Consider the following 15,596-nt stretch of genomic DNA (forward strand, 5'->3'; position numbering starts at 1 on the left):
GTGACCGCGACGAAGACCTGCGCCATCTGCGGCAAGCCGGTCCCTCCGCGGCCGGAGAACCGCTCCTATCCGTTCTGCTCCGACCGCTGCCGGCTCATCGACCTCTCGAAGTGGCTCGGCGAGGAGTACCGCATCCCCGGCCCGCGCGCCGGCGACGGCGCGGACCAGCCGCCCGCGCCCGGCGCCGAGGAGGACGAGCCCTCGTGACCGCGCCCGCCCGCCCGCTCCTCTACCTCGTGCGCGCCTTGCCCGGGGCCGAGCTGGCGCCGCTGCGCGCGAGCTTCGAGGTGCGGGGAGGCGAGCCGCACCCGCCCGCCCGCGACCGGCTCCTCGCGGAGGCGCGCGAGGCGGCCGCGCTGGTGGTCACCTACCTCGACCGCGTCGACGCGGCGCTCCTCGAGGCGCTGCCCCGGCTGCGGCACGTCGCCTCTTACGGCGTCGGCCTGAACCACGTGGACCTCGCCGCCTGCCGCGCCCGCGGCGTGGTGGTCACGAACACGCCCGACGTCGTGACCGACGCGACCGCCGACCTGACGCTCGCCCTCCTGCTGGCCGCCGCGCGCCGCGTGGCCGAGGGCGACCGGGTGGTCCGCGCCGGCGGCTGGACCACGGTCGACCCGGGCTGGATGCTCGGCACCGAGGTCACCGGCAAGACGCTCGGGATCGTGGGGTTCGGGCGCATCGGGCAGGCGGTCGCCCGCCGCGCGGCCGGGTTCTCCCTGCGGATCCTGTACGCGGCGCCGCGCGAGGTGGCGTTCCCCGGCGCGGAGCGCGTCGAGCTCGACGCGCTGCTGGCGCGGAGCGACTTCGTCTCCCTGAACGTGCCGCTCACCCCGGGCACCGAGAACCTCCTCTCGCGCGAGCGCCTCTTCGCCATGAAGCGAGGGGCGATCCTCGTGAACACCGCCCGCGGCGCGGTGGTCGACGAGGCCGCGCTGGCGGAGGCGCTGGCGAGCGGGCACCTCGCCGCCGCCGGCCTCGACGTCTTCCGAGACGAGCCGCGCGTCCCCCAGGCCCTGCTCGCCCGCGAGAACGCCGTGCTCACGCCGCACCTCGGCTCCGGCACCCGCGAGACGCGCGCCGCCATGACGCGGATGGTGCTCGCCGACGTCCTCCGGGTCGGGCGCGGCGAGGCGCCGCTCCACCCGGTCCCCTGACGGCCGGGCGGCGCCCCGGCGCGGAACCCGGGCGGGCTTCCGTGGTATACGTGCGCGCCGCCGCTCCGCCGCCATGGGCCTCGTCGACCTTCACTGCCACCTGCTCTGGGACCTCGACGACGGCTGCCGCACGGCCGAGGAGACGCTGGAGGCGGCCCGCGCGCTCTCGGCCGTCGGCTACGCCGAGATCGCGGCCACGCCGCACGTCCAGGCGCGCTACAGCGGCGGCGACGAGCGGCTCGTGGCGGCGCGGCTGGCCGAGGCGCGCGCGCTGCTGCTCCGGGAGGGGGTCGAGATCGCGCTTCACGGCGGGGGCGAGAACGTGCTCGACGAGGCATACCTGGAGCGCGCCGGCCGGGGCGAGGGGCGCCCGCTCGGCGGTCACCCGCGCTGGGCGCTGGTCGAGGTGCCGTTCCAGGCCGACGTCCCGGACCTGGCGGCGCTCGTGGCCCGCGCCCTCGCCACGGGGACGGCGCCCATCCTGGCGCACCCGGAGCGCTGCGTCGCCTTCATGCAGCCCGGGCGCGCGGCGGAGGTGGTCCGGCTCGGCGGGGCGCTGCAGCTCAACCTGGGCGCCCTGACCGGGCGCCACGGCCGCGTGGCGCAGGCGTTCGCCGAGCGGTTCCTGGGCGAGGGCCTCTACGCCGTGGCGGGCACCGACCTGCACGCGCCGGAGGCCGCCGACGAGTGGGTGGGCGAGGCGCTCGAGGCGCTCGCGGTCCGCGCCGGCGCGCGCGAGCTGCGGCGGTTGTGCGAACTGAACCCGCGGCGGGTGCTGGCGGGCGAGGAGCTCACATGAAGCGACTCCTGCAGACGCTGGGCGGGCTGGCCATCTCGGCGGCCGCGCTGGGGCTCACGCTCCGCGGCAAGCACCTCGACCGGATCTGGGCCGAGATGCTGCACGCCGACTACCGCTGGCTCTGGCCGTACCTCGCCATCCTCCTGCTCATCCACCTCGTCCGGACGGTGCGCTGGGGCATCCTGCTCGAGCCGGTCGCGAAGGTGCCGTTCTCGAAGCTCAACGCGACCGCGGCGGTCGGCTTCATGGCGCTCGTGATCCTGCCGTTCCGGCTGGGCGAGTTCGCGCGGCCCTACCTGGTGGCGGAGCGGCCGCGCATCCGCGTCTCGGCGGCGCTCTCCTCGGTGGTGGTGGAGCGGGTGGCGGACGGCCTCTTCACCGCCGCCCTGCTCGTGCTGACGCTCCTGGCGGTGCCCGAGGGCACCCCCGGCCTGCACGCCTTCCGCCTGGCGGGGGTGGTGGTCTTCGGTGCCTTCGGGGCGCTGCTCGCGTTCCTCGTCCTCGCCTACCGGAACCGCCCGCGCGCGGTGCGGCTCACCCACCGCCTCATCGACCCGGTGTCGCCGCGCGCGGCGGAGCGCGTCTCGGGGATGATGGACGCCTTCATCCACGGGCTCAGGCTCGTGCCGTCGCGCCGGAAGGTGGCGCTCTTCTTCCTGCTCACGTTCGTCTACTGGGCGGTGAACGGCTGGGGCATCCAGCTCTTCGCGCGGAGCTTCGGCTTCGACCTGCGCCTGCTCGACGCCTACACCGTGCTGGGGGTGCTGGTGGTCGGCATCATGATCCCGGCCGGCCCGGGCATGGTGGGGACGTTCCAGGCGGCGGTGGCGGGCGGGCTGTCGCTCTTCGCCCCCGGAGCGGGTGAGCGCGCCTTCGCCTTCGCGAACGTGCTGTGGCTCGTGCAGCTCGCGCAGCAGGTGGCGCTGGGGGTGGCCTTCCTCTTCTCGCGCCACATCCAGCTCGCGCGCATCCTGCAGGCGCCGCGCGAGGTCGAGGACGAGCTCGAGGCGGAGGAGGGCGACTACCAGCGGGAGGAGGACGCCCGGACGTCGCGCGCCGCGCCCTAGGTGCGCTAGGCGGCCTCGCGCTCGGCGGCGGCGCGCGCCGCCTCGTCGAGCGCCGGCTGCACCTCGCCCAGGAACCAGGCGTCGAGCAGCTCGTCCAGCTCCTTCACCAGGTCGTCGAGCTCGAGCTCGTCGGTGAGGTCGGGGATCGCGGGCGTCGTCATCACAGCTCCTCCTCGAACCACCGCCGGAGCGCCTCGCGGATGCGGCGCGACGCGGGGTTCAGGACGTGCGGCGTGGGGCGGGGCAGCTCGGCGTGGTCCTGGAGGGGCAGCTCCCGCGGCGTGAACTCCGCGGTGCGCGTCGAGACCGACGGCCTCGATTGCTCGGCGACCTGCGTGCCACCCATCCCGCCACCCTCCTGCCCGATATCGCGTGCGATATCGGAGCCGGTGTAGCACGGGTCCCTGACGCGTCAAGAAATCGGCCGGCCGCCCTCGCCGCCGGGGCGGGGCGAGGGCGGCCGGGAAGAGGCCGGGGCTGGCGCCGGCGGTCAGCGCCGCGCCGGGCTTCACTCGGCGGACGCCAGGCGCCGCGCGCTCACCGATTGCCGCCCGCGACCTGGAGCGTCTCGCCCGTGATCCACCCGGAGTCGTCCGACGCCAGGAAGACCGCGACCGGGCCCATGTCCTTGGGCTGCCCGATCCGTCCGAGCGGGGTCTCGGCCTCGACCTTCTTCCGGAACTCGCCCTGGTCGAAGCCCGCGGCGCGGACGCCCTCCGTCTCGACCATGCCAGGGTTGAGCGCGTTCACGCGGATCTTCCGCGGCCCGAGCTCCGTCGCGAGCACCCGCGTGACCGCGTCGACCGCCGCCTTGGTCGCGCTGTACACGGACGTGTTGGCCAGGGCCGTGCTGCCGGCGACCGAGCCGATGTTGATGACGCTGCCGCCTTCCGGAGAGAAGTGCTTCACCGCCTCCCGCGTGCTGAGGAGGAGGCCGAGGACGTTCACGTCGAAGTGCTTGTGAAAGTGCTCGGTCGTCACGTCCTCGAGCCCCGCGAACTCGTAGACGCCGGCGTTGTTGACGAGGACGTCGACGCGGCCGAACGCGCGCTTCGCCTCCGCGAAGAGCCGCTGGATGTCCTCGAGCTTCGCCACGTTCGCCTGCACCGCGAGGCCCTGGCCCCCGTTGCGGACGATCTCGGCGACGACCCGCTCGGCGCCGGCCCGATCGGTGGCGTAGTCGACGACGACGGCGGCGCCCTCGGCCGCGAGGTGCCCGGCGATGGCCGCACCGATCCCCTTGGACGCTCCGGTGACGACCGCGACCTTCCCCTTCAGCTTCTGCGACATGTCGTGCTCCTTGGTGATGTTGTGTACCGCCCGGTACACGTAAGGAGCGGGCTCCCCGCGGCGCAAGCGAATTGCTGTACCCTTAGGTATATAATCCCCGGAGGAGGACCGCCGGATGGCACGCCCGCGCATGTTCGACGTGGATGAGGCCCTGGATCGCGCGCTGCGCGTGTTCTGGCGGAAGGGCTACGAGGGGACCTCGCTCGCGGACCTCACGAAGGTCATGCGGATCAACCGGCCGAGCCTGTACGCGGCGTTCGGCAACAAGGAAGGGCTCTTCCGCAGGGCGCTCGACCGCTACGCCGAGGGCCCGGCGGCCTTCGCGCGCGAAGCGCTCGCCGCGCCGACGGCCCGCGCCGTGGTGGAGCGCCTCTGGAGCGGGACCATCGATCAGCTGACCGATCCTCGCACGCCGCGCGGCTGCCTCCTGGTGCAGGGGGCGCTGGCCTGCGGGGACGCGGCCGAGTCCATCCGGCGGGAGCTCGCGGCCCGCCGGTCGGCGGGCGTGGCGGCGCTGCGCGAGCGGTTCGAGCGCGCCGTGGCCGAGGGGGATCTGCCCGCCGGCGCGGATCCCGAAGACCTCGCCCGCTTCGTCGCCGCGGTCACCCACGGCATGTCGGTCCAGGCCGCCGGCGGCGCGGGCCGCGACGAGCTCGAGCGCGTGGTGCGGATGGCGCTCCGAGCGTGGCCGGCGCCGGGGTGAAGCCGAAACGGACAAGCCGGCCGGCCAGTTCCTGTCGGTGTACGATGACGTGACCTGAAGTCATATCCCGCAGAAGAGGCGGACGATGAGAGCACTCCTCACTTCGCTACTCTTGACCAGCCCTGGCGTCGTCCTTGCGGCACACCCGGACTGCACTGGAGTGGAGCGTTGGCCAGCCAGCATGGCCTTCGTTCACCTGAAGAACGCGGGGATGACGGACAACGAACGTCTCGATGTCAGCAAGACACGCGTCGCTCGCGTCGCTTCCGAGAAGATCGGGAAGGACCTGTACCGACAGGTTCACAAGGTGCGCTTCACCGAGAAGTCCGGCTCGACCATCGATGTCATCACGGCGAGCGATGGTTCGAGCCAAGAGTGCTCGATCGGCGGCGTCGAGGTCTACGTGATCGCTCGCCAGCTTGGCCCGAACTGAACGCGCAACCCGTCGGTGCTCGGGCGGTACGGCAAGACTCGTCGAAACCGAGCAAGCCTCGGTCCCCTCGAGGCTCATCCGAGGCAGATCGTCAGGGATTTCGGAGGCGTTACAGCGGAAGTGTTGGTGGTGAGGGGGAGAATCGAACTCCCGACCTAGGGATTATGAGACCCTCGCTCTAGCCGACTGAGCTACCTCACCGGGACCGCCGGAGCGGCGGTTTATAGGTCGCCGCGCCGGGGCTGTCAACGCAGGGAGTGACCGCAGCCTGCGCTCCCCGGCGCGTTCGCCTACACTACCCGGGCTCGCTTCGAGCAGGAGGTGACGCGTGGCGCCGAATGCACTGAAGGACCTGCCGTCAGGCCACGAGGCGCCGCGGGCCGAGACCCCGGCGGCGCCGACGCGCGCCGAGCACCCCAGCTACACGCCGGAAGAGATCGCCCGGGTGGTCGCCGCCCGCGAGCGCTGGACGGCGGAGGAGCTGGGCGAGGTGCTCGCGAAGCTGCCCCGGCGGAGGGCGGCGTTCCAGACCGACTCCGGGATCCCCATCCCCGACGTGCTCGACCCCGGCCACCGCCGCGAGGCGGACTACCTGCGCGACGTCGGCTACCCGGGCCGCTACCCCTTCACCCGCGGCCCGCAGCCCACCATGTACCGCGGGCGGCTCTGGACCATGCGCCAGTTCGCCGGCTTCGGCTCGCCGGAGGACACGAACCGGCGGTTCCACTTCCTCCTCAAGGCGGGCATGCACGGGCTCTCGACCGCCTTCGACATGCCGGCGCTCATGGGCTACGACCCGGACCACCCGCTGAGCCGCGGCGAGGTGGGGAAGGAGGGCGTCTCGGTCGCGACGCTGCGCGACTTCGAGGTCCTCTTCGACGGCATCCCGCTCGGCGACGTCACCACCTCCATGACCATCAACGCGAGCGCGGTGGTCGCGCTCGCCATGTACGTGGCGGTCGGCGAGCAGCAGGGCGTCCCGCGCGCCAAGCTCGGCGGCACGCTGCAGGCCGACATGCTGAAGGAGTACATCGCGCAGAAGGAGTGGATCGTCCCGCCGCGGCCGGCGGTGAAGATCGTCTGCGACATGATCGCCTTCTGCGCCGAGGAGATGCCGCGCTGGAACCCGGTCTCCATCAGCGGCTACCACATCCGCGAGGCGGGGGCGACCGCGGTCCAGGAGCTCGCCTTCACGCTCGCCGACGGGCTCGAGTACGTCCAGCAGTGCGTCGACCGCGGCCTCGACGTGGACGCCTTCGCCCCGCGCCTCAGCTTCTTCTGGGACGTCCACAACGACCTGTTCGAGGAGGTGGCGAAGTTCCGCGCGGCGCGCCGCATCTGGGCGCGGACGCTGAAGGAGCGCTTCGGGGCGAAGAAGAAGGAGTCGCTGCTGCTGCGCACCCACGCGCAGACCGCCGGCGTCTCGCTCACCGCCCAGCAGCCCTACAACAACGTGGTCCGCACCGCCCTGCAGGCGTTCGCGGCGGTGTTGGGCGGGACGCAGTCGCTCCACACGAACTCGCTCGACGAGACCTACGCGCTCCCCACCGAGGAGGCGGTGACGATCGCGCTGCGGACCCAGCAGATCATCGCCTTCGAGTCCGGCGCCGACCGCGTGGTCGATCCGCTCGCCGGCAGCTACTACGTCGAGTACCTCACCGACGAGATGGAGCGGCGCGCCCTGGAGCACCTCCGCCACATCGACGCCATGGGCGGGATGATCCGGGCGGTGGAGGACGGCTACCCGCAGCGGGAGATCGCGGAGAGCGCCTTCCGGTACCAGCGCGAGATCGAGACCGGCGACCGCACCATCGTCGGGGTGAACGCCTTCCGCACCGAGGAGGAGGAGCCCATCCCCATCCTCAAGATCGACGAGTCGGTGGCGCGCGCGCAGGTGGAGCGGCTGCGGGCGGTGAAGGCGTCGCGGAGCGGGGAGCGGGTGAAGGAGGCGCTCGCTGGCGTGGAGCGCGCCGCCAAGGAGGGCGTCAACGTCGTCCCGCCGGTCATCGCGGCGGTGAAGGCCTACGCCAGCCTGGGCGAGATCTGCGACGTCTTCCGGAAGGTGTACGGCGTCTACCGGGAGGACGGCCGGTTCTGAGTCAGCCGCCCGCCCGCCCGTCCGCGTGGCCTCGACGGGTTGCGGCGCGGCGCCGCGCTCGCCATCTCTTCCGAGCCCGGCTCCGCCCGGGCACACCGAAGGAAGGGAGCTCCACCATGACCCAGCTGTTCCGCGCCCTCTCGGCGCTCGCGCTGCTCGCCGTCGCGGCGCCGGCGCTGCCGTGCGGCGACAAGCAGACGAGCGCGTCCAACGAGCCGAGCGCCTCGGCGCAGAAGAAGCAGGCGGTCGCGAAGTCGGACGCCGCGAAGAAGGCCTCCGCCAAGGAGAAGGCGGCGCAGGCGAAGACCGCGACGAACTAGGACCCAGCGCGGGGCTCAGCGCGGCGGCGCGCCGCGCTGGCCCCCGGCGGGCTCGTCGTCGCCGCTCTCGTCGACGAGCCCGAGGTGCTGCAGGAGCTCGAGCTGTTGCAGCTCGTCGAGGTGATCGATCACCTCCTGGTCGGGATCCGGCGCCTGGCCGCCGTCCTGCCCGCCGCCGTCTGCGGCGCCGGGGCCGCCGTCCCGAGCGCCGCCGGGCTCTCCGGGCGCGGCCCGCGCCAGGGCGGTCAGCGCCGAGAGCGCGGCCGCCACCAGCGCCGCGCGGCCCCGCATCAGAACGCCACCACGTCGCACCCGACCACCACCTTGGTGATGGTCGCGCGGCCGGCGAAGAAGTCGCCCGGGAAGAGCGCGTCCGCCTCGGCCAGGAGCGTCAGCCAGCCGGCCGGCGACCAGGTGAGCTCCAGGTCCGCCTCCGGCCCGTACACGCGGCCGCCGAAGGGCCCCGCCACCGGGGCAACGAGGTAAGCCGCGCGCGCGTCGACCCCGAAGGCCGGCGCGGGCTCCCAGGACGCGTTGAGCCCGGGGGCGATCACCCCGCGCGCGTTGACCCCGGGCGCCGTCGCCTGGCGCGCGGCGAAGGTCTCCGCCACGCCGCCGTTGAAGAAGATGTTGGTGTCGGTGATGAACGGCGCGACGCCCAGGAACCCGCCGTACCGCGCCGGCTCGCCGAGGCGCGCCTTCTCGGCGGGCGGCGCGTCGCCGGAGAGGTAGAGGAAGAAGCCGCCGAAGCGCCAGGCGTCGCCGACCGGCGCGGCGACGCGCAGGTGCGCCAGCTGGCCGAAGAGCGCGTTCGTCCGGTACCGGGTGGCGGTCCGCACCAGGGTCGGCGAGAGCTCGGTGAGCGTGACGTCGGGGATGGTGAGCTGCCCGAAGGCGAGCGCCGCCGTCCAGTCGAGCTTGACGCGCCCGAGCGACAGGCTCCCGCTCGTCCCGGCCCACCCCACGTCGGCGTCGCCGGTGAAGGGACGGTCGAGCTGCAGCGCCACGAGCCGGCTCTCGTACGCGAACGCCGGCGTGCCGGGCGCGAGGCCGGCGAGCCGCACCGCGCCCGGCTCGGAGAGGCTGCCCCGGAACAGCTCCACGAGCTCGCTCGAGCGGTCCCGGAAGAAGGCGGCGAAGAGGCCGGCGTGCTCGAAGAGCGACGGCAGGTAGTCGGCGCGCACCGCGAGGAGGGCCGAGCTCCAGCCGGCGCCGGACGGGAGGTCGCGCGAGGGGTAGAAGAGCGACGCCCCGAGCTCCCACGACGGCCCGAGCGCGCCGAGGTCGAAGGTGGCCTCGGCGCCGGTGCCCCAGTCGTCGTGGACGAACCCGTCGGCGACGGTGAAGCGCTTGCGGCCCACGCGGACGAGCGCGAAGTCGTTCCGGCCCAGGACCGCGCCCACCCAGGCCTGCCGCAGGAGGAGCGTCCCCCGGAGCTCGTCCTCGAACGGTCGGCCGTTCGAGGCGAGCTGCGCCGGCATGAGCCGCACCTCGTCGAGGGCGAACGCCGGCAGCCGGCCGTTCACGAAAACGTTGCACTTGCCGCTGCCGCGCTGGGCGAGGCCGGTGGGGGAGGAGGCGAGGGTGGCGAAGCACACCTCGGCGCGGGCCGGGAACGCCTGCCCGCGCAGCTCGCCGGTGTCGGCCTGGAGGGCCCAGCGGAGCGCGCCCTGGCGCCCCTCGGCGCCGGCCGAGACGAGCGCGGAGGGGTAGGCGTCCGAGCCCTGCGGCCGCAGGTAGGGGCCGGCGGCGAAGGCCTGCCGCGCGGGGTCGAAGAGGAGCGACGGGCTCGGCAGGTTCTCGCGGTCGGTGTAGCGGCCGTGCAGGACGAGCGAGAAGCGCAGGTCGCCGTCGTCGGCGCGGGCGCCGGCGGCCGAGACGAGCAGCGACAGGACCGCGACGGCGGTGGCGCGCACGCGCAGGATTGTAGCCCGGGCACGGCTTCAGCGGCGGAGGCGCTCGCGCCGCTCCTGCCGCCACCGCTCGCGGGCGGTCTCGCGCTCCGCCGGCGACATGTCGCGCCACCGGCGCAGGTTGTCGAGGTAGCGCGCCCGCTCCTGGGGCGGCGCCCGCAGGATCTCCTGGAAGGCGGCGCGCAGTTGCGCGCGCCGCTCGGGCGGCAGCTCGCGCCAGCGCGCGAAGCGCTGCAGGATGGCCTGGCGCTCCTGCGGCGGCAGCGCCTGGAAGGCGCGCCAGCGGCGCTCGACCTCGGCCCGCCGCTCCGGCGGCAGCGCGCGGAGCCGCTCGAGCCGCAGCTCGAGCCGGGCCTTCTCGTCGTCGGGCAGCCCCTTCCACTGCTCGTACCGCTCGCGCAGCGCCTGCTTCTCCGCCGGCGAGAGCTGCTCCCAGCGGGCGCGGGCGTCCCCGCCCGCGGAGGGGGCCGCCTGCGCCAGCGTGCGCGCCGGGCCGGCGAGGCTCGCGGCCAGCGCGAGCGCCGCGAGGAGGCGCGCGCTCACGGCCGGCCCTCCAGCTCGTCGAGGTGCGCCACCACCTCGGCGTCCTCGCTCGTCTCGACCGCGCCGACGCTCGCCACCACCTCGTAGCTCTCGAGGAGGTCGAGGTGCTCGGCCAGCGCGCGCTCGTGGCTGCGCTGCCGGCTGGTCGTGACCACGAGCAGGGTCGCCGCGGCCGCGGTGGCGAGCGCGGGCGCCGCCCAGCGCCAGGTGAGCCAGTCGCGCAGGCCGGGGCGCGCGCCGCGGGCGCCGCGCTCGGCGGCGAGCCGCGCGTAGAAGCGCTGCTCGAAGGCGGCGGAGGGAGCCGGGGCGGCGGGCAGGCGCGCCAGCGCGGCGAGCGCGCCCGCGAGCCGGTCGCGCGCGGCCCGGCACTCGCCGCACGCGGCGAGGTGCGCCTCGACCGCCGCGCGCTCCGCCGGCGCGAGGGCGCCGTCGAGGTAGGCGGTGAGCTCGTCCAGGGCGTGCTTCACGGCGCGACCTCCTCGGCCGAGGTGTAGGGCGCCAGCGCCGCGGCGGCGGCCACCGTGGCGCGGTGCACCAGGGACTTCACGGCCGGGACGGTGGTCTCGAGCACCGCCGCGACCTCCTCGTACGGCATCCCTTCGAGCCGCCCCAGCACGAAGGCGGCGCGCTGCTTCTCCGGCAGGCGGGCCAGGAGCAGGTCGACGGCGCGGCCCAGCGCCCGCCCGGCGGCGTCCTCCTCGGGGGTCGCGGCGACGCCCGGCAGCGCGTCGGGATCGACCGGCTCCAGCGCCCCCTCCCCGCCGTCCTGCACCGCGCGCCGCCCCGCGTACTCGCCCCGGCGGAGCTCGTTCAGGCAGTGGTTCGAGGCGATCCGGTAGAGGAACGTCTTGAAGCGCGCCGTCGGCTGGTAGCGCGCCGCGTTGCGGTGGACCTTGAGGAAGACGTCCTGCGCCAGCTCCTCGGCGCGGGCCTGGTCACGGACGAAGTGGTGGCAGAAGGAGACCATGGGGCGCGCGTACTTCTCGAAGAGGCTCCGGAAGGCCCGCTCGTCGCCGCCCTGGAACGCCACCATGAGCGCGGCGTCGGGGTCCGAGGCCATTCGGATCCTCTAACACGGCCGCGGCCCGCAGGTTGCGCCGAACCCCCCGCGCCGGCGCGGGGGCGCCAAAGACGCGCGCGCCCCCGGGGAGACCCCGGGGGCGCGCGGTGCCGCGGGAGCTCGGCTCGGCTACGGGTGGAGCGGGTAGGGGACGCCGTCGGAGTAAGAGGCCGGCCAGTCCTTGAAGTCGTTCGCCGCGTCGGCGAGGTCGGGGACTGCGCCGAAGAGGGGATCGCACGGCTGCGCGCCCGCCGCGGCCGACCAGCTCTTCACCGTCGTGCCGTCCGCCGCCTCCGCCTTCATGAGCCACAGGCCCTCGGCCTCGGTCTGCCCCTCGACCGCGCCCAGGTGGCAGGTGACGGCCACCACGCGGTCGACCGGCAGGGCGAGCTGACCGCCCGTCATGAGCGCGTCGGAGCGGCCGTGGACCGAGCCGTCGGACGCCTTGAACCAGCGCGTCACGAGCTGGGCGTCGGCGGCCACGAGGCTCGGGTTGGCGGGGCAGGCGAAGACCATCTGATCCTGGAGCTTGAGGCTGCCGCCGGTGCCCGGCTGGCGGAAGAAGACGTACGAGCCGCTGCGCGGGGCGGAGAGCGCCGCCATGAGCGTCGTCGAGTTGTCGAGCCAGGCGGGATCGAGCTCCCACTTCACGTCCTTCGCGACCACCGTCAGGGTGCGCGCGGTGGCTTCCGTGTCGAACTGCACGTCGAGGGTACCCTGCGCGACCTGCTCGGCCGGGAAGCCGGCGTGGAGCGCGGCGAAGTCGAGGTGGAAGGTGCCCTTGCCCTGGTGCGGGCCGGTGGTGCCGCTGCGGTCGATCTGGCCGGTCATGGCCACCGGCAAGGGGCTCGTCCCGGCGGCGCCGACGTCGAGCTCCCAGGTGTAGACGCTGCCCGAGACGAAGGTCACCGTGAACTTGCGGTCGATGCCGTTCGCGACCGTCTCCCAGGTGGCGGAGGTGTTGGTCTGGTTCACCTGGCCGGTGGCCAGCACCGCCTCGACGTGCCGCAGGACCTTGTAGATGTGCCGGTTCACCCGCTCCACCACCTCGCGCTGGCGCATGAAGAGGTGCGGGTGGCAGGTGCCGTCCTCGACGACCGGCGTGGTCGTCATGAGGGCGGTGGGGCTCGCCGTCGCGAGGGCCGTGCCGGTGGTGTCGCCCGAGACCTGGTCCAGGGAGAGCGCGGCGTAGGTCGGCGCGGCCGCGGTGAGCGCGGCCTGGCTGCCGCCGGTGGTCGGGTTGTCGTTGGCGCCGCCGCAAGCCAGGGCGGCGGCGAGCGGGGCGGCGAGGAGTGCGTGGCGCAGCTGCATGGTGACCTCCGGTCGGATGGTGTCGGTTCGGCAGCGAGCGCTTGTCGTGCTCGCTGCCACCCGTCGAACCCGGGAGGCCGGCGGAGGTTGCGGTGAACCGCTGGGGGCGGCTCCGGCCGCCGCCCCATCACGAGGCGGGACGCGGCTCCAGCGCCGCCCTCGCGTAGCTCCGGGTGGCCGCGCCGCAGTCGCGGAGGAGGTCCGCCAGCACCGCCTCGAGCGCCGCGCGCCGGGCCGGCGGCGCGCCCGGCGCGAGCGCCGCCTCCAGCGCCGCGGCGGTGCGGGCCGCCTTGCCGTTCGCCACCGCCGAGAGGCGCGCCCGCGGCGCGGCGTCGTCGTAGGGCCCGAGCGCCGCGTCGCGCGAGCGGTCGCGGAGGGCGGCCAGCAGCGGGTCGGCGCCGTCGCCGGCCGCGAGCGCGCGCCAGACCCCCTCGCCCTGCTCCGCCTCGAGCGCCAGGTGGAGGTCGCTCAGCCGCTCCAGCCGGCGCTGCCGGGGGCCGTGCACGCCCGCCGCGTCGAGCGCGCTCACCGCCGCGAGCTCCAGCGCGCTCGTCCCGGGCGAGACGGTCGCGTGGTAGGGCTGCGTCAGGTCCTGCGCGTAGTGGAGCCCGAAGCCCAGGAAGCGCCACCCCCAGTAGGCGTGGCCGCGCGCGAAGGCGAACCGCGCCAGCGACGCGAAGGCGTGGAGCCGCACCTCCGGGAAGGTGCGGGCCAGCGCGGGCGCGAGCAGGGTGAGGAGCCGCGCCTCGTGGAAGAAGCCCATGTGGAAGGGCGCCTGGGTGGCGAAGGGGAGGCGGGGATCGCCGAAGGGCGCCTTGCCGTAGCCGTAGCGCGCGCCGAAGGGCGTGCCGCTGTCCTCGAACAGGCCCACGTCGAGGCCGTGGTCGGGCTCGTCGCTGGCGCTCGCGACCACCTCCAGCGGGGGGACGGGCTCGCCCGCGCGGAGGGCGCGAAACACGAGGCGCCCGGGATGGGGCGGGGTGGGCAGGGTCCCGACGCTCGGCCAGGCGAGCTCCGGGCGGCCGCCTCCCGCCTGGCCGGGGAGCTCCTGCACGTGGGGGGTGAGCGGCAGGGCGGGGTTCACGCGCAGCGCCTCGAGGAAGCGCACCCGCGCCGTGGCCGGGTCGCCGCGCGGGTCGAAGCGGAGCGCCTCCGGGCGCGGCGGGTACCGCGGCACGTGGGCGCGCGCCCAGGCCTCCTCCGCCTCGAGCAGCGCCGCCAGCCCCTCGCCCTCGGCGGCCAGGAACGCCTCCACCGGCTCCGCGACCGTCGGTGCGGCCGCCGCGACGGCCGGCTCGCCGGAGAGGGCGGCCCAGGTCAGGGCGGCGTGCCCGTCCCAGGCGCGGGCCAGGGCGGGGAGGGCGAGGAGCAGGGCGAGGGCGAAGGGCATGGGCGGCCGGGGGCGCTCGGTTTCGCGAGGCGGGCGGGCGGCATGTAGTACAATCGCGTTCGCCCCCTCGCGCAACGGAGAACCCCATGGCCACCCCGCAGCGGAAGCTCCGCATCATCGTCGCCAAGCCCGGGCTCGACGGCCACGATCGCGGTGCCAAGATCATCGCCCGCGCCCTCCGCGATGCCGGCTTCGAGGTCATCTACACCGGCCTGCACCAGACGCCCGAGATGATCGTCGCGACCGCGCTGCAGGAGGACGTCGACGCCGTCGGCATGTCCATCATGTCGGGCGCCCACATGACGCTCTTCCCGGCGGTGGTGGACCTCCTGCGCGAGAAGGGCGCGGGCGAGGTGGTGGTCTTCGGGGGCGGGATCATCCCGCAGGACGACGTGCCCCGGCTGAAGGAGAAGGGCGTCTCCGAGGTGTTCCTGCCCGGCGCCTCCACCCAGGTCATCATCGACTGGATCCGCGAGCACATCCGGCCCCGCGCCGAGGCGGCCTGACCGCGCCGGACCTCTCGCCCCGCGCGGCGGGCGGCGCGCCGCGGGCTTAAGGGAGTGAGCATGCCGACGCGCGTCACCGTCTACGAGGTCGGCCCGCGCGACGGGCTGCAGAACGAGGCGCGGGTCGTCCCCACGCCGGAGAAGCTCCGCCTGCTGCGGCTCCTGGCCGACGCCGGGCTGCCGCGGATCGAGGCGACGAGCTTCGTCTCCCCGAAGTGGATCCCGGCGCTGGCGGACGCCGGCGACGTGGTCGCCGCGCTGCCCCCCCGCGGCGGGCTCCGCTACCTCGTGCTGGTGCCGAACGCGAAGGGCCTCGAGCGGCTCCTCGCGGCGCGCGCCGCGGCCGGGCCGGGCGCCGCGCCGGTGGACGCGGCGGTGTTCATGTCCGCCTCCGAGTCGCACAACCAGAAGAACATCCACAAGAGCCTCGCCGAGACCTACGCCGCCTTCGAGGAGGTGGTGCCGCCCGCGCTCGCGAAGGGACTGCGGGTGCGGGGCTACGTCTCGACGGCGTTCGGCTGCCCGTACGAGGGCGCGGTGGCGCCGGAGCGCGTGGTGGAGGTGACCGAGCGCCTGCTCGCGCTCGGGTGCTACCAGGTGTCGCTCGGCGACACGATCGGGGTCGGCACGCCCAACCAGGCGCGGCGCCTGCTCGAGCTCGCCCTCGCCCGCGCCCGACCGGAGCAGCTCGCGCTCCACATGCACGATACCCGCGGCACCGCGCTCGCGAACGTGCTCGTCGGCCTCGAGGCCGGGCTCACCACCTTCGACGCCTCGGTGGGCGGGCTCGGCGGGTGCCCGTACGCGCCGGGCGCGGCCGGCAACCTCGCCACCGAGGACCTCGTCTACATGCTGCACGGCATGGGCTACGAGACCGGCGTCGACTGGCCGCTCCTCATCGCCGCGGGGGAGCTGGCGCAGCGGCTGGTGGGGCGGCCGCTGCCCGGGAAGGCGCTGCAGGCGGAGCTGGCGTCGCGCACCCTCCTCGCTGGAAAGGAAGGCTGAG

General features: G+C 74.7%; 20 protein-coding genes and 1 tRNA gene. 10 read left to right on the forward strand and 11 right to left on the reverse strand.

What is annotated here, in order from left to right:
- The 4 genes from HWY08_RS10695 to HWY08_RS10710 all read left to right on the forward strand — a co-directional run bounded on the left by HWY08_RS10695 (position 1) and on the right by HWY08_RS10710 (position 3,023).
- Complete coding sequence (locus HWY08_RS10695; RefSeq protein ID WP_176064850.1) at positions 1–207, forward strand: DNA gyrase inhibitor YacG; 207 nt, start codon at positions 1–3, stop codon at positions 205–207.
- Positions 204–1,157 carry an NAD(P)-dependent oxidoreductase gene (locus HWY08_RS10700; RefSeq protein WP_176064852.1) on the forward strand — a complete coding sequence of 318 codons (954 nt, stop codon included), beginning with the start codon at positions 204–206 and terminating at the stop codon, positions 1,155–1,157. The genes HWY08_RS10695 and HWY08_RS10700 overlap by 4 nt, the downstream gene beginning before the upstream one ends.
- Positions 1,158–1,230: 73 nt before the next feature.
- Positions 1,231–1,956 carry a tyrosine-protein phosphatase gene (locus HWY08_RS10705; RefSeq protein ID WP_176064854.1) on the forward strand — a complete coding sequence of 242 codons (726 nt, stop codon included), beginning with the start codon at positions 1,231–1,233 and terminating at the stop codon, positions 1,954–1,956.
- Positions 1,953–3,023, forward strand: a complete 1,071-nt coding sequence (locus HWY08_RS10710) for a lysylphosphatidylglycerol synthase transmembrane domain-containing protein (protein ID WP_176064856.1) — start codon at positions 1,953–1,955, stop codon at positions 3,021–3,023. Before HWY08_RS10705 ends, HWY08_RS10710 begins: the two co-directional genes overlap by 4 nt.
- 5 nt (positions 3,024–3,028) lie before the next feature.
- Here the strand turns inward: HWY08_RS10710 and HWY08_RS10715 are convergent, their stop codons facing one another.
- The 3 genes from HWY08_RS10715 to HWY08_RS10725 all read right to left on the reverse strand — a co-directional run bounded on the left by HWY08_RS10715 (position 3,029) and on the right by HWY08_RS10725 (position 4,379).
- Positions 3,029–3,184, reverse strand: a complete 156-nt coding sequence (locus HWY08_RS10715) for a hypothetical protein (RefSeq protein ID WP_176064857.1) — start codon at positions 3,182–3,184, stop codon at positions 3,029–3,031.
- Positions 3,184–3,369 carry a hypothetical protein gene (locus HWY08_RS10720; RefSeq protein WP_176064859.1) on the reverse strand — a complete coding sequence of 62 codons (186 nt, stop codon included), beginning with the start codon at positions 3,367–3,369 and terminating at the stop codon, positions 3,184–3,186. The genes HWY08_RS10715 and HWY08_RS10720 overlap by 1 nt, the downstream gene beginning before the upstream one ends.
- A gap of 191 nt (positions 3,370–3,560) precedes the next feature.
- Positions 3,561–4,379 carry an SDR family NAD(P)-dependent oxidoreductase gene (locus HWY08_RS10725; RefSeq protein ID WP_235969567.1) on the reverse strand — a complete coding sequence of 273 codons (819 nt, stop codon included), beginning with the start codon at positions 4,377–4,379 and terminating at the stop codon, positions 3,561–3,563.
- A 49-nt stretch (positions 4,380–4,428) separates the two neighbouring features.
- Between HWY08_RS10725 and HWY08_RS10730 the strand changes: the two genes are divergently transcribed.
- Together HWY08_RS10730 and HWY08_RS10735 are read left to right on the forward strand one after the other, a co-directional pair.
- Positions 4,429–5,016: a TetR/AcrR family transcriptional regulator gene (locus HWY08_RS10730; RefSeq protein ID WP_176064861.1), complete on the forward strand. Its 588-nt coding sequence runs from the start codon at positions 4,429–4,431 to the stop codon at positions 5,014–5,016.
- A gap of 181 nt (positions 5,017–5,197) precedes the next feature.
- Positions 5,198–5,449 carry a hypothetical protein gene (locus tag HWY08_RS10735; protein WP_209005145.1) on the forward strand — a complete coding sequence of 84 codons (252 nt, stop codon included), beginning with the start codon at positions 5,198–5,200 and terminating at the stop codon, positions 5,447–5,449.
- Positions 5,450–5,573: 124 nt separating this feature from the next.
- On the opposite strand, the gene HWY08_RS10740 is transcribed toward HWY08_RS10735, so the two are convergent.
- Positions 5,574–5,650 (reverse strand) — tRNA-Met (locus HWY08_RS10740).
- A 127-nt stretch (positions 5,651–5,777) separates the two neighbouring features.
- On the opposite strand from HWY08_RS10740, the gene HWY08_RS10745 reads away from it, so the two are divergent.
- Both HWY08_RS10745 and HWY08_RS10750 read left to right on the forward strand, forming a co-directional pair.
- The gene (locus tag HWY08_RS10745) at positions 5,778–7,547 is read left to right on the forward strand and encodes an acyl-CoA mutase large subunit family protein (RefSeq protein WP_235969568.1); all 1,770 of its coding nucleotides are present in this window, start codon (positions 5,778–5,780) and stop codon (positions 7,545–7,547) included.
- A gap of 116 nt (positions 7,548–7,663) precedes the next feature.
- The gene (locus tag HWY08_RS10750) at positions 7,664–7,867 is read left to right on the forward strand and encodes a hypothetical protein (RefSeq protein WP_176064865.1); all 204 of its coding nucleotides are present in this window, start codon (positions 7,664–7,666) and stop codon (positions 7,865–7,867) included.
- Between the two features lie 15 nt (positions 7,868–7,882).
- Here HWY08_RS10750 and HWY08_RS10755 read toward each other — a convergent pair whose 3' ends face one another.
- From HWY08_RS10755 to HWY08_RS10785, 7 genes are all read right to left on the reverse strand, one after another.
- Positions 7,883–8,158, reverse strand: coding sequence for a hypothetical protein (locus HWY08_RS10755; RefSeq protein WP_176064868.1), 276 nt, complete (start codon positions 8,156–8,158; stop codon positions 7,883–7,885).
- Positions 8,158–9,783: a hypothetical protein gene (locus HWY08_RS10760; RefSeq protein WP_176064870.1), complete on the reverse strand. Its 1,626-nt coding sequence runs from the start codon at positions 9,781–9,783 to the stop codon at positions 8,158–8,160. Before HWY08_RS10760 ends, HWY08_RS10755 begins: the two co-directional genes overlap by 1 nt.
- 27 nt (positions 9,784–9,810) lie before the next feature.
- A complete protein-coding gene (locus tag HWY08_RS10765; RefSeq protein WP_176064872.1) occupies positions 9,811–10,323 on the reverse strand; it encodes a DUF3106 domain-containing protein in 513 nt (170 codons plus the stop codon).
- Positions 10,320–10,790 (reverse strand): zf-HC2 domain-containing protein, encoded by a 471-nt coding sequence (locus tag HWY08_RS10770; RefSeq protein ID WP_176064874.1) that lies wholly within the window; start codon positions 10,788–10,790, stop codon positions 10,320–10,322. Before HWY08_RS10770 ends, HWY08_RS10765 begins: the two co-directional genes overlap by 4 nt.
- A complete protein-coding gene (locus tag HWY08_RS10775; RefSeq protein WP_176064876.1) occupies positions 10,787–11,383 on the reverse strand; it encodes an RNA polymerase sigma factor in 597 nt (198 codons plus the stop codon). The genes HWY08_RS10770 and HWY08_RS10775 overlap by 4 nt, the downstream gene beginning before the upstream one ends.
- Before the next feature lie 129 nt (positions 11,384–11,512).
- Positions 11,513–12,694, reverse strand: coding sequence for a hypothetical protein (locus HWY08_RS10780; protein ID WP_176064879.1), 1,182 nt, complete (start codon positions 12,692–12,694; stop codon positions 11,513–11,515).
- A 127-nt stretch (positions 12,695–12,821) separates the two neighbouring features.
- Entirely contained in the window at positions 12,822–14,084 is a 1,263-nt protein-coding gene (locus tag HWY08_RS10785; RefSeq protein WP_176064881.1) for a phospholipase, read from the reverse strand.
- Between the two features lie 86 nt (positions 14,085–14,170).
- On the opposite strand from HWY08_RS10785, the gene HWY08_RS10790 reads away from it, so the two are divergent.
- Positions 14,171–14,590, forward strand: coding sequence for a cobalamin B12-binding domain-containing protein (locus tag HWY08_RS10790; protein WP_176064883.1), 420 nt, complete (start codon positions 14,171–14,173; stop codon positions 14,588–14,590).
- 60 nt (positions 14,591–14,650) lie between these two features.
- A complete protein-coding gene (locus HWY08_RS10795) occupies positions 14,651–15,595 on the forward strand; it encodes a hydroxymethylglutaryl-CoA lyase (RefSeq protein WP_176064885.1) in 945 nt (314 codons plus the stop codon).
- Position 15,596: the final 1 nt, after the last annotated feature.

Source organism: Anaeromyxobacter diazotrophicus (assembly GCF_013340205.1).
Classification (GTDB): Bacteria; Myxococcota; Myxococcia; order Myxococcales; family Anaeromyxobacteraceae; genus Anaeromyxobacter_A; species Anaeromyxobacter_A diazotrophicus.

What these genes read in the sequence shown, in the direction of transcription:
- HWY08_RS10785 (WP_176064881.1), bottom strand. Translation starts at nt 14,084, where the DNA reads ATGCCCTTCGCCCTCGCCCTGCTCCTCGCCCTCCCCGCCCTGGCCCGC.
- HWY08_RS10715 (WP_176064857.1), bottom strand. Translation starts at nt 3,184, where the DNA reads ATGACGACGCCCGCGATCCCCGACCTCACCGACGAGCTCGAGCTCGAC.
- HWY08_RS10790 (WP_176064883.1), top strand. Translation starts at nt 14,171, where the DNA reads ATGGCCACCCCGCAGCGGAAGCTCCGCATCATCGTCGCCAAGCCCGGG.
- HWY08_RS10795 (WP_176064885.1), top strand. Translation starts at nt 14,651, where the DNA reads ATGCCGACGCGCGTCACCGTCTACGAGGTCGGCCCGCGCGACGGGCTG.
- HWY08_RS10705 (WP_176064854.1), top strand. Translation starts at nt 1,231, where the DNA reads ATGGGCCTCGTCGACCTTCACTGCCACCTGCTCTGGGACCTCGACGAC.
- HWY08_RS10775 (WP_176064876.1), bottom strand. Translation starts at nt 11,383, where the DNA reads ATGGCCTCGGACCCCGACGCCGCGCTCATGGTGGCGTTCCAGGGCGGC.
- HWY08_RS10750 (WP_176064865.1), top strand. Translation starts at nt 7,664, where the DNA reads ATGACCCAGCTGTTCCGCGCCCTCTCGGCGCTCGCGCTGCTCGCCGTC.
- HWY08_RS10755 (WP_176064868.1), bottom strand. Translation starts at nt 8,158, where the DNA reads ATGCGGGGCCGCGCGGCGCTGGTGGCGGCCGCGCTCTCGGCGCTGACC.
- HWY08_RS10710 (WP_176064856.1), top strand. Translation starts at nt 1,953, where the DNA reads ATGAAGCGACTCCTGCAGACGCTGGGCGGGCTGGCCATCTCGGCGGCC.
- HWY08_RS10780 (WP_176064879.1), bottom strand. Translation starts at nt 12,694, where the DNA reads ATGCAGCTGCGCCACGCACTCCTCGCCGCCCCGCTCGCCGCCGCCCTG.
- HWY08_RS10730 (WP_176064861.1), top strand. Translation starts at nt 4,429, where the DNA reads ATGGCACGCCCGCGCATGTTCGACGTGGATGAGGCCCTGGATCGCGCG.
- HWY08_RS10720 (WP_176064859.1), bottom strand. Translation starts at nt 3,369, where the DNA reads ATGGGTGGCACGCAGGTCGCCGAGCAATCGAGGCCGTCGGTCTCGACG.
- HWY08_RS10735 (WP_209005145.1), top strand. Translation starts at nt 5,198, where the DNA reads ATGGCCTTCGTTCACCTGAAGAACGCGGGGATGACGGACAACGAACGT.